9 protein-coding genes are annotated in these 12,071 nt (G+C 45.2%); 7 read left to right on the top strand and 2 right to left on the bottom strand.

Annotated features, from left to right (window positions below; genetic code table 11):
- Position 1: 1 nt before the first annotated feature.
- Together BUR42_RS24055 and BUR42_RS24060 are read right to left on the bottom strand one after the other, a co-directional pair.
- Positions 2–3,715 (bottom strand): glycosyltransferase family 2 protein, encoded by a 3,714-nt coding sequence (locus tag BUR42_RS24055; RefSeq protein WP_074242120.1) that lies wholly within the window; start codon positions 3,713–3,715, stop codon positions 2–4.
- Complete coding sequence (locus BUR42_RS24060) at positions 3,712–5,037, bottom strand: glycoside hydrolase family 2 TIM barrel-domain containing protein (protein ID WP_234979790.1); 1,326 nt, start codon at positions 5,035–5,037, stop codon at positions 3,712–3,714. The genes BUR42_RS24055 and BUR42_RS24060 overlap by 4 nt, the downstream gene beginning before the upstream one ends.
- A 138-nt stretch (positions 5,038–5,175) precedes the next feature.
- On the opposite strand from BUR42_RS24060, the gene BUR42_RS24065 reads away from it, so the two are divergent.
- From BUR42_RS24065 to BUR42_RS24095, 7 genes are all read left to right on the top strand, one after another.
- The gene (locus BUR42_RS24065; protein ID WP_074242121.1) at positions 5,176–6,237 is read left to right on the top strand and encodes a WG repeat-containing protein; all 1,062 of its coding nucleotides are present in this window, start codon (positions 5,176–5,178) and stop codon (positions 6,235–6,237) included.
- 107 nt (positions 6,238–6,344) lie between these two features.
- A complete protein-coding gene (locus tag BUR42_RS24070) occupies positions 6,345–6,791 on the top strand; it encodes a hypothetical protein (RefSeq protein WP_143197564.1) in 447 nt (148 codons plus the stop codon).
- A gap of 61 nt (positions 6,792–6,852) precedes the next feature.
- Positions 6,853–7,140 carry a hypothetical protein gene (locus BUR42_RS24075; protein WP_074242123.1) on the top strand — a complete coding sequence of 96 codons (288 nt, stop codon included), beginning with the start codon at positions 6,853–6,855 and terminating at the stop codon, positions 7,138–7,140.
- Between the two features lie 10 nt (positions 7,141–7,150).
- Positions 7,151–7,999: a hypothetical protein gene (locus tag BUR42_RS24080; protein ID WP_074242124.1), complete on the top strand. Its 849-nt coding sequence runs from the start codon at positions 7,151–7,153 to the stop codon at positions 7,997–7,999.
- Between the two features lie 4 nt (positions 8,000–8,003).
- A complete protein-coding gene (locus tag BUR42_RS24085; RefSeq protein WP_074242125.1) occupies positions 8,004–8,681 on the top strand; it encodes a response regulator transcription factor in 678 nt (225 codons plus the stop codon).
- Entirely contained in the window at positions 8,678–10,006 is a 1,329-nt protein-coding gene (locus BUR42_RS24090; RefSeq protein ID WP_074242126.1) for a sensor histidine kinase, read from the top strand. Before BUR42_RS24085 ends, BUR42_RS24090 begins: the two co-directional genes overlap by 4 nt.
- Positions 10,007–10,033: 27 nt before the next feature.
- Positions 10,034–12,046, top strand: a complete 2,013-nt coding sequence (locus tag BUR42_RS24095) for a family 10 glycosylhydrolase (protein WP_074242127.1) — start codon at positions 10,034–10,036, stop codon at positions 12,044–12,046.
- The last annotated feature ends 25 nt before the right edge of the window (positions 12,047–12,071 follow it).

Raw genomic sequence — 12,071 nt, forward strand, 5'->3', positions numbered from 1 at the left:
GTTATAGTGGTGTGTTTAGTGGTGACAGCGCTGTTGTTACATTATTACCATTGATAGCCTGAAGATATAATCTGTACAGGGCCGGATTTTCAGGAATACTTAAAGTAATATAAGGCCCGGTTCCCAGGCTTTTTAAGAAAACGAGGCGCCCTTTTCCATCGCCTTTTACAAGATGCCATTCAAATTTTATACGTTCCCTTTCATTTGTAAGCGCCCATTCATGATGGCGGTAAACAAGCGCGTGATAAGTTAAACGGGCGTTTACATAAGTCGCTTGTGCTGGCCTTAAGATTTTTATCCGGGGTAGTTCAGCTGCGGGAACAGTGCCACCTAATTCATAAAAAGCAGGTTTAAAACGGCCCCAATGATCTTTAAGACCGTCAAAGGTCACATGGTCCCTGCTTTCCTGGTCCTGCCAGTTAGTGATAAACACCGGCCGCCCGGTATATTGTCCCTTCACATATTGAGCAACTGATAACTGGTTGAAAAAATAGGGTTGAGAGATATTGTGCAGTTGTTGCAACTGTAGGGAATCATCATTTGCAATGATGCCGAATGCATCCGCTTCCGGCAGGGCTGTATGCATGAAGTGCAGGGTGGCAGCAATATTTTCTGCCAGCCGTACATCTACCGTTACAGGCCTTCCGGGGTCAATCTGTTTGATCGCTGCTACAAGCCCTTGTAGCCATTTGATATAGGCATCCTGTTGATATAACAGAGCGGGTTTGTAATATAGCCGTGCGAGCTGCTGGAAATTGGGATTCCCGATATTCCAGGCTATTATATCGGGGTTATTTTTTAGTTCGCTGATCCTTTGTAGAATAGCTGCTTCCAATCCTGACAACTTTTTGCGATCGCTCTCCATATCTGTTATGTCAGGTACCCAGAAGCCATATTGTATACGCATCCCTTTTTTTCGCGCAATATTCAGGATGTTACGATCATATACCCCAGGTCCATAGCGGAGGATGGTATTAATCCCCAGCGATTTCATTTCCTCAATATCACTGGTGATCTCCCGGCTGGTAAGCGTATGCAGGTTCCGGAACCATTGTTCTCCTTTATGATAACCAACACCCTTGATGGTATCCGGCATTTTCAGGGTAGAAGAGGCTGTGCGCTTTATCTCAGGGAGCAAAGCATATTGTTCCTCATCTGTCTTCCAGAATGAGAGCAGTTGAGGTTGCTGAACCTTCCAATTCAATAGCGTGTCAATACCAGGGCGGAGAACATTTTTGTCATAAGCGCTGTTAAACAATACTGCGGCATGAATTTCCCTGAAATCCTGCCGGATAGCGTTGAATGCCTCTTTCAGCCACTGTTCCTGGTTACCTGCATTCACAAGTGAGCCCATCTCAGACACCATAACCGGCAGACCTGATTGAAAAACCGGCAATTGATGAAAAGGCGTATATAGTGATTTAAAGGAAAGCCATTTTGTATCTTCTCTTTGCGGGCCATAATTAAGCATGTTAACGCCTATCCAGTCAACATACGCATATCCGGGAAAGTAAGCTGCTGCTGCTGAAGGGCTCCAGGGATTCCATACCCATATAACATTGTTCACATCATTCCGTGTAAAGAATTGATGAACATATTTCCAGGCAGCTTTAAATTCTTCAGGAGTATTGTTCCCGCTTGGAGACCAGGGGTAAGCAGGGTTATCCGCCTCATGCGCAAAACGGAGGTACAGGGGCCTGTGTAACGCCTTAACCTGGTTGGCAAACTGCAGGAGGTAATCATCAAACATCCCTGCGCTTATCTGTGAAAAGATCTTCTGTTCCCGTGCAGGTGCTTTGAACAGAGAAGCCCATGGCTCCCAGGTGATCATTGGCAGGGAGCCATTTTTATAAATGTTCTTTATTAAAGTATCCGGTAAATAACAATGAGGCGCATTTCCCCAGGGTATATATAACGATACGATGTTAAAATGCGCATTGTATTGCTGCTGGAAATGTTTCACCCCTTGCATGGAAGTAAGTCCATCGCTTGTATCAGGACTAAATATCCCATTATAGAATACTGGTTTCCGGGTGGTCTGATCATGTGCTTTAAAGGAAGGTTCCGTATCGGAATTCAGCAAGAAAAAAGTGATGCATCCTGCGGCAATGAGCAGCGGCAGGCCCAGTTTGCGAAAGCCGGCATAAAGGTGAAGATGCCTGAAGAGCCAGAATTTCTTTTTTAATAGCAAGGGGTATATAAGTATTGTTTTTATCCAGTCATGCCGTTGCAGCCTGCCCGGCTTGTAACTGGCTATGATATTGAAGAGCATGATACCGCAATTGACCGATGCAATGGCAGCCATTATGAGGGTGTATGGGTTCCAGTCATAATAAAGTCCATATAGGATAGCTGAAAGGGATGCGAGCAGAACAAGGATGTTTGGGATGTTCAGTTTCCAGTTATCCGGTGCTGAATCATCTTTAGGTGTTGGGATATAGGGTACCTTTTTGCGGATGATCGTATAAAAGAGCGCCAGTATATAGATCCACCAGGTTCCGATGAATAACAGGCCGCCTGCAACATGGAACCCCCTTTCTTCCTCTTCCATTACCCATCGTTGTACAAAATGGCGGATCAGCACAATGGATGCAACCACTGGCAACCCTAATAGTACAAAATCCAGGATGTCCAAATGGAAAGGAATGATACCAAAGAACAAAGACAGGACGGGGATCAGGAAATTGATCAGCAAAACAACACCGGAAAAGTAATGAAAGGGAATTGTAAAGTAATGTAAGCGTTGCCGCCAGGTAAAATGCCGGAAGAGAGCAGGATAAGCTGTGACCAGCAGTTCAAATGTTCCCCTGGCCCATTTCAGTTGTTGCGCATAATAAGCAGACATGCTGGTTGGAACGAGGCCCCGGGCCAGTACCGCAGGTACATAAACAGATCTCCACTTTTTAGCGTGCAGCTGCATGGCAGTATGCATGTCCTCTGCCAGGCCGCTTGCATGACCTCCGATAGAATCCAGGGCTGCTCTGCGGAAAGTACAATTGGCCCCGATTGCCATAACAGTACCATAACTATTCATAGTGGCCATAATAGGCCCATAGAACTGAAAGGTCTGTTGTGCTGCACCTTTTGCCACCAAGCTTGCTCCCCGGTTGCTGTATGATTGTACGATCTGTACAAAACCTACAGTGGGATCATTGAAATGAGATACGATAGGATCCAGGAAATCCGGTGAAGGAACATGGTCCGGGTCCAGTATCACACAAAGTTCGCCGGTAGCATATTGTAATGCATTATTGATGTTGCCGGCCTTGGCATCCTTCCTGTTATTGCGCGTAACATGCCGTACACCCAGCCTTGCGCAAACTTCTATAAGATAGGGATCGTTGGCTTCATCGCAGAGATAGGATGTATGCGGATACCTGATGGCCTGTATAGCTGTCAGGGTCTCAACAATCATTTCATAAGGCTCTCCTGGACAGAAGGTAGTAAAGATATCTACCGTAAAAGGATATTGCTGTTTAGGAACAGAAGGAATGAAAATGGAAAAATAGTGATACCATTCATGGAGTATGCGTAAACAGGTGAATGTAATGCCAGCCATTAATATCCAGTAAAAAGGAGCATACCCTATCTGCGCACGATTGAACAAACAACAAAGCATATAACCCATACTGGCAGTGCCGAGCAGGATCATCAGCCGCAATGTAAGTTGCTCTGAGAAAGATGGTGGAGAAACTTGATCTAATGGTTTCTTCATTGTTCAACTACATAAAAAGGTATGTTCGCCGAAGCAAAATATCCCCGGGCATCGGAAAAAGTAGCAAATATCCTGTACGGACCTTCTTTTTCCGGTGTACGGAAAAGCACTTTATATCCTTTCAAAGTAAGGAGCAGGCTATCATGCCCTGAGGGCTTTTTTGTGTTAGGTTCATACCAGTTCCTGGCATACCAGTCTTCTTTCAGGATTTCCCAATGTATCCGGGCCGTATCATCAGGGATCTGTTGCAGGAATACTTCAGCAGTGTGTTCAGTTTTTGAATTCAGTATGATATTATCCTTTGCCTGCTTCCCGTCCAGCATCATGTCCTTTATTTGTGGTGCTTTGTGTGCAGGCCATTTGCCTGTCCAGAGGTATTGCATCACATTCACCGTTTCTGACGTATAACCGGTGACGTCGAAGAGATTGAACCATGTATGCGTGACTTCCTGTTTGTGGCCCCAGAGAAAAACAAAAGCTCCAAGGAATCGCGGGTCTTTTACAGGCATTGAATGTTCATAAAGGCGAAGGTATTGTTCTGCCTTTACAGTACTGTTATATTCTATTGGTGCTCTCCATGCTGTAAGATCTGCTTCCCAGGGTCCTTTAACTCCCCATTCTGTTATCAGGAAAGGGCCATTCCAAAACCAGGAGAATTGGTTGAGGTCCTTTTGCAGGCTATACAAAGAACCGAAAGTATTGAGCGAGATCAGGTCCAGGTCTGGGACCTTCATGCATAAATTGAAAATACACCTCCGCTCAAAATTTATCAGTGCAGTGGTTACAGGATGGTCAGGATCTTCTTCATGGATCATTTTCAGCAAATTCCTGTAGGCTTTGTAAAAATTGTTAAACCTGGGTTTATAGGGAAAATCCACTTCGTTGCCCAGGCACCACATCAATAACGCCGGATGCGTACTATACTTTTTCACAATGGAACGAAAGGCGTTCAGCTGAGCAGTTACCTTCGACCTGTCATTATAATAAGATAATATACCGCTGACGGGCATCGGCAGGCCTGCAATCACTGCAATGTTATTAGCATAGGCCTCATCCAGGACCTGTTTTAAGTTGACAGTATCCCAGACGCGGATCGTATTGCCACCGGAAAGCTGCAGCCGGTGCAGATTTTCGAAACCTGCGGCTCCTTTTATTAAATATGGCCTGTTATTACGGTATAGCACATATTTTCCGCCTTCATGGCTGATAAAAACTTTCCTGTTATAGCTGGGGCTGCCGGAAGACCGGCAACTTGTGAAAATACAGGGAACAACAATAACCACCATCCAGATAACTGATCTGAAAAATGCAGGATATAGCATAAAAAGTTTTTCCCGGGATATGGGCATGATTTTCTATCAATTAGCTAAATATAACTAATAATTATTTGAATTATTCCGGTGTAGCTCATCATATTTCCCGGATATGTATCTTTGTTAAACGGACCATAAACCATACCTATGAAAAAACATTACCTGTTCCTATGTCTGCTGTTCCTCACATCAGGAGCCTATTCCCAACTTATTCCCTACAGAGTGCATACGAAATGGGGTTTTGCGGATATGACCGGCAAACTTGTAATACCCGCCAGATATGATAATGTTTGGAGGTTCCGGGGTAAGAGCGCAGTCGTAAAACTGAACAAAAAGTACGGGCTGATAGACAGTACGGGAAAACTCCTGCTGCCAGTGATCTATGATGATATCGATCCCAGGGAGTTGAAGAAGAAAACCTGGTATATACTAAAGACCAGCAGCAAATATGGCCTGGCAAACACAGCGGGCAAACTGGTGCTGCCGGTGAAATATGATGAGCTAAGCTTTGAAATGCAGAACTCTTATGCTATGGCGGTTGCAAGAACCGTTTTCGTTAAAGTAACGCCGGACGATGTTGTACAGGAAGGCACAAAATCTGACTGGCAGGCCTTTGAAAAGATGGGAATATCAATGATCGGAAGGGAACCTGAAAAAGATTTCATGATGCCCTATACCCTGAACAACAAAAAGGGATACCTGGTCCGGGGAAGAGGGGCTAAACCGGATTCCATTCCGGCCATTTACGATGAGATCGACGAGATCAATATCTATGATAATATACTGCGCGTAAAAAAGGATGGCCTTTGGGGCGTTATCGGGCCCAGGAATAATATTGTATTCCCTTTTCTATATGAAGAGATGGGATCTGCCAGCCCGGGTATGAATCTGTATTCGGGTAAAAAAGGAGGTAAGTCCGGCATCCTGAAACCCAATGGTGAAGTGCTGGTGCCTTTTGAGTACGACCGGTTTTATTTTTCCAATGATGAGTTCTGGTGTATATCTTATCAGAATGGGAGGAAAGGAATTATTATACTGGATGGCAATACGCCTGTCTTTATCCCGGCCAGGTATAAGAATGTATCAGGCAATCCTGTGGAGATATATGAATACCAGGGCCGGAAGGTCCGGTTCTTTGAGGTAGAAACGGAACAAGGGTATGGATATGTGAGGGAAGATGGGGTAGATTATTTTAAGGACGGTAAATAAAGAAAGGCGCCGGATGGCGCCATTTTTTTGCAATTTTCATCTTCGCTTCATCTTCCGGTTTTAGCTTTGTGATATAAATCATATTGATAAACCTAAAAATCGGAATTATGAAAACAAGAGGATTAATGCTTATCGCCCTTTTAATTTCCGGCGCTGCATTTGCACAAAACACTACAGTAAAAACAGAACAGACTACCAGCGTAACGGTGAAAGCCCGTTCAGGCAACGAAGAGGCAACGGCGAAAGGGAATGCTACGGTGAAATCTGATGCTGCTGTTCACAATGACGCTGAAACGATCAGCCAAAGTACAATTGCCCTGGAAAAGGACATCTCCGGAACAACATTCGACATGAAAGACGCAGCAGATCAAAAGATGAATGCTGTTGTTGAAACAGGTAAACAATCAACGGCGTCCATGGCACAGGGGATAAAAAACACCCTGAACTCCTCAGCTGGGATCAGTGGAGGTTTGATGAAAACAACAAGCCTGAAGATCGCTCCTGTAAAGATCAATAGTCAAATAATCAGCAGAACAGGGCTGTTTATCAGGTAATTTTAATAAGAATAACCGATTTTTGCGTTGGAAAGCGCAAAAATCGGTTACTATTGTAACAATGCTGAAAATACTCGCTATATTCTTTACATTGGTCCTGATGAAGCCACTGGCCGGCTTTGCAAGAGAGCATGTATCTACTGATACGGTACCGGCGCTTAAGAAGCCTGTTACAGAACAGCCGGATGTAAAGAAGCCCCTTGAGGAACTGCCGGACGTAAAAAAGCTTGATGTAATTAAAGAAGTGCCAAAGTCGCGCCGGAAAATGAAACCAATTGCTGTTCCAGCACCCATACCTGTTAAACCGATCAGGATCATCAAGCCTAAGATCATCAGGAAGGTAATTTAAAAGCTCTGATATGAGGTATATATTGCTCTTATCCATTACATGGTTATGCGGCCTGCCTGCGTTCGCACAAACGGACAGCACGGAGGCGAATGATAAAAGAACAACGCTTACACTGGGCGCTACCTATTCTAATAATGCTAATTATTACGGGCAGAAGGCAGAGGAGAAAATGCCTTTTGTTGCAGCCAGCGGTACATTGAAATTTCGCAGCGGGATCTATTTCTCCGGAACAGGATATAAATTACTGAACGATTCAGGTTCTATTGTTTCCGCCGGCAGCGCAGGGGCTGGCGTAGCTTTTAACCTGGGCAAAAAATGGACGGCAGACCTTGGTTACAGCCATACCTTCTTTCCTGAAAATTCTCCCTTTTTACAGGCGGCCAACCCGGACAATATAAGTGCATCCCTGAATTATGAATACTGGATGACCACAGGTGTGAACGTGGATTTCGCTTTTGGGCAGCAACAGGATATTTTTGTTACGCTGAGCACGGAAAAGCTTATTGGTCTCGGGCACCTTTTTAGCCCGAAAGACCTGATCACAATAACACCATCAATAGAGGTGGTAGGAGGTACGCAACGTTTTTACGAAACTTATATCACAGCAAAGAACCTGAGGGATAGCCTGCTGGGCATACTGTTGCCACCACTGGGAAATGACCCGGAACCCACTTCTACCACCACTTCTACCACAAGTTTCGACCTGTTGTCTTATAACCTGAAAGTACCACTGGCCTACAATAGAGCACATTACATGATAGAAGTGGCCTACCAGCTTTCCGTACTGGGGAAAAAGGCTGCATCAGGAGCAGGAACATCCAATTCATTTCTTAATTTTAGTGTCTACTACCAGTTCTGATAATATGAAAGTATTGATCGTAGAAGATGAAAGGTCCATGGCTGCTGAAATGGAAAGCTTCCTTAAAAAAGCCTACCTGTGCGACCTTGCTTACACGGCAAAGCAAGGATTGGAAAAGATGGAAGAGAACCAGTATGATTTTATCCTGCTGGACCTTGGATTGCCTGATAAGGATGGCTTACACCTGCTGCAGGAAGCAAAAAAGAATTGCCCGGACGCTTCTTATATCATACTAACCGCCAGGGGCCATTTGGAAGACAGGGTGAAAGGGCTGGACCTCGGAGCGGACGATTATCTTCCCAAGCCATTCTCCCTCCTGGAGCTGCAGTCCAGGATGCAGGCCGTTGCCAGAAGGAAATTCGGATTCAATGACGCCGTAGTTGCCATAGGTGCATTCAGGGTAGACCTCAATAAAAGGACCGTTGTTTTCGGGAAAGAGGAAGTTGAATTGTCCCGTAAAGAGTTCGACCTTCTGAGTTACCTGCTATTGCATAAGAACAGGCCTCTTACCAGGATGCAACTGAGCGAACATATCTGGGGCAATTTTTCGGATGATGATTATGACTCTAATTACATTGACGTACATATTAAGAACATCCGGAAGAAGTTATCTGCCTATTCTTCCGTAGAATGGCTCCAGACTATCAGGAGCGTGGGCTATAAAATAAAAACGGAGGGGTGAAGCTATTTACCAAACTAACACTGTTCATCACGCTTTCAAAAACGGCGATCGTTTTACTGTTTATTTTGCTATTGCCTTTTCTGGTAGACCGTATCGCTTCTCAATACAACGATTACTACCTGAAAGAACAAAAAAAGAAGGTGCTGAACGTTATCAGGAAAAATGGCGTGGAAATTTATTTACAAGGAGAAAATTCCTATGGCAGCTATACTATGCTCAAAGAAGAGTACATCTCCCTGGAGCCCGCCGGTAAGATCATCCTGCCTGATACAATCGCCACCGTTCGCCGTGTAGTGGAAGAAGATACACTTACTTACCGGGTATTGAGCCACGTTTTCTTTTATGACAGCAGCAGGTATATACTTGAAATCGGAAAAACCACAGCCAGCATTGGGCAGTATAACCGCCCCCTGCAAAAAATGGCCCTCTACGTTTTGGCAGGATTGATCATCTTTACGATACTGATAGACCTGGTATTTACCCGTTTGATCCTTCGTCCTTTGGGTGTGATCATTAAAACAAAGCTGGTAGACAGGAAATTTCCTTTTAAAGAATACATCCCGCCTATTCAAACATCCACATCCGATTTTAAATACCTGGACGATTCACTCATTGAACTGATAGGCAGGGTCAAAGACGCTTTTGAAAAAGAAAGGGAATTCACATCCAATGCATCACATGAATTGATGACCCCGCTCAGCATACTTCAGAATAAAATGGAGAACCTGATAATGGAGCCGGAGCTGGATGAAGAATTGCACCAGAAGATCATGGGCATGATGAAAACCCTGAACCGGCTTAAAAAGATCGTTAGTTCTCTGTTGTTTATCTCACGGATAGAAAATGACCAGTTTGCGAAATCAGATGTTTTCTCTATCCACACTTTAATAGGTGAGATTATGGAAGAGCTGGGGCATCGATTGGAAGATAAACGCCTTTCTTTCAGCAACCAGCTTGCGGAGAATGTGAAATTGCAGGGATTGAACCATGATCTGATCTTTCAACTCTTCTATAATCTGCTGAATAATGCAATCAGGTATAACAGGCAGGATGGGCAGATCACTATCACCGGGCAAATAACAGGCGATGTTTATAAAGTGATCGTTACGGATACAGGGATAGGTATATCCCCGCAGGAGATCGGCACTATCTTTAACCGGTTTAAAAAAGTGGTCAGAACGGAGAATGAAGGATATGGATTGGGCCTTTCCATTGTAAAAACAATTGCAGAGTATCATCATCTGCAGCTGGAAGCACATTCCGAGCCAGGTAAGGGAACCGCGTTTGTTGTGATCTTTCCGGGAAGCATGCTGGTGAATAATTAAAGCAAAATTTATTGTTATTTTTAAAGTATGATCATCAGACTCCTCATACTTTGCATCATCATCTTCTGTTCCTGTTCCTCAACAAAGCCAGTTGCAACACAGGTCGCCCCGCCGCCGGTCCTGAAAGCCAGGGCGGAATTCAGGGCAGCCTGGGTGGCTACAGTGGCTAATATCAACTGGCCCAGCAAACCCGGCCTCAGTACTGCAGAACAACAGGCCGAAGCCATACGCCTGATAGATTCCCTGAAAGATCTTCATTTCAATGCCATTGTTTTCCAGGTCCGCCCCCAGGCAGATGCTTTATATAAAAGTGACCTTGAGCCATGGTCCTATTACCTCACCGGCACCCAGGGAAAAGCTCCTGACCCTTTCTATGATCCGCTGGACTTTTGGATCACCGCAGCGCACGATCGTGGCCTGGAATTACATGTATGGCTGAACCCATACCGTGCACACCATATAACAGGCGGCCCGGTAACAGAAAGTTCCGTGGTAAAGAAAATGCCCAACCTGGTGGTGAAACTGAAAGAAGGCTACTGGTGGATGGACCCTGCACTGAAAGGAACGCAGGACCATGGTGTAGCCGTAGTGATGGACCTTGTGAAAAGATATGATATAGACGGCGTACATTTTGACGATTACTTCTACCCATATCCCTCTTACAATGGCAATGCGGATTTCCCGGACAGCACCAGCTGGAAAGAATACCAAAAGAAAGGCGGGACGCTTTCCCGCGGAGATTGGCGAAGAGAGGCTGTGAATGTTTTCATTGAACGTTTGTATAAAGAAATTAAAGCAACAAAACCCTTTGTGAAATTTGGTCTCAGTCCATTTGGTATGTACCGCCCCGGCCAACCTGTTCCCATTCCCACCGGTTTTGATCAGTATGCGGAATTATATGCGGATGCAAAGCTATGGTTGAACAAAGGATGGATAGACTACTTCTCCCCGCAATTATACTGGACGATCAGATCTGCCTACAGCTATCCTATATTGCTGCGCTGGTGGGAAGATGAGAACATCTTACATCGCCATCTCTGGCCGGGTATCAGTTTAGGCACAGACACCAGCGCAAGGAATACTGACGAAACACTCAACAAGATCATGATCACAAGAGGCATGATCCCGCAAAGCCCCGGCGTGGTGCACTGGCACATCTCTTCCATTACCCGCAGTCCGAATATGGCCAAAGCATTGATCAGCGGCCCCTATAAAGAGGATGCCCTGGTGCCTTCCAGTCCCTGGCTGGATGCGAGTCCGCCCATTATGCCGGATGTGCAAACCGCAGTGGAAGCAGACAGTTTGATCCGGATCACCTGGTCTCATACCAATGCGGCAGATGTTTTCAGGTGGGTAGTATATTACCAGTATGGCAACCAGTGGAATTACCAGATCTTCAATCGTCATGATCGTTTTGCAATATTGAAGGTAAAGGAAAACGGAAGGAGCCTGAGCCATGTGGCCGTCACCGCAGTAGACCGTACGGGTAATGAAAGCATGCGAAAAGACATACAGGTGCAACTTACTGTTGCAGGCATCGTTCCCCGTTCCGGCTGGAACGCTGTAGAAGCCAAACCATACAAATCACATAAACCTGTGAAGATCACCATTCATCACGAAGGCTCCCGCTCTAACATAAATGATGATGCTGCAAAACATCTCAGGAATGTGCAGATCTGGGGCATGGGGAAAGACAGGAACTGGAGTGATATTCCCTATCATTTCCTGATAGCCCTTGACGGAACAATTTACGAAGGAAGAAATGTAAATACTGCCGGCGAAACTGCTACAGAATATGATCCTTCCGGGCATTTGCTGATCTGTTGTATCGGGAACTTCCAGGAGCAGGAAGTACCATCCGCACAGCTGGATGCCCTGGTCCGCCTGATCGCTTATGTGAGCAAAAAGTACCGGGTTCCTTATGAAACCATCGCTTCGCACAGGGATTATTCCAAACAAACAACCTGCCCCGGTAAAAACTTATATGCTTACCTGGAGAATGGGTATATCAAATCCCAGGTGAAGGCCTTGTTACTCTGATAATGAAAGCCCCGTGAATGAACTC

Origin of the sequence: Chitinophaga niabensis (genome assembly GCF_900129465.1) — a bacterium.
GTDB lineage: Bacteria > Bacteroidota > Bacteroidia > Chitinophagales > Chitinophagaceae > Chitinophaga > Chitinophaga niabensis.

Coding starts and splice junctions, on each gene's coding strand:
- BUR42_RS24065 (WP_074242121.1), top strand. CDS start 5,176: ATGAAAAAACATTACCTGTTCCTATGTCTGCTGTTCCTCACATCAGGA.
- BUR42_RS24085 (WP_074242125.1), top strand. CDS start 8,004: ATGAAAGTATTGATCGTAGAAGATGAAAGGTCCATGGCTGCTGAAATG.
- BUR42_RS24075 (WP_074242123.1), top strand. CDS start 6,853: ATGCTGAAAATACTCGCTATATTCTTTACATTGGTCCTGATGAAGCCA.
- BUR42_RS24095 (WP_074242127.1), top strand. CDS start 10,034: ATGATCATCAGACTCCTCATACTTTGCATCATCATCTTCTGTTCCTGT.
- BUR42_RS24080 (WP_074242124.1), top strand. CDS start 7,151: ATGAGGTATATATTGCTCTTATCCATTACATGGTTATGCGGCCTGCCT.
- BUR42_RS24055 (WP_074242120.1), bottom strand. CDS start 3,715: ATGAAGAAACCATTAGATCAAGTTTCTCCACCATCTTTCTCAGAGCAA.
- BUR42_RS24060 (WP_234979790.1), bottom strand. CDS start 5,037: ATGCTATATCCTGCATTTTTCAGATCAGTTATCTGGATGGTGGTTATT.
- BUR42_RS24070 (WP_143197564.1), top strand. CDS start 6,345: ATGAAAACAAGAGGATTAATGCTTATCGCCCTTTTAATTTCCGGCGCT.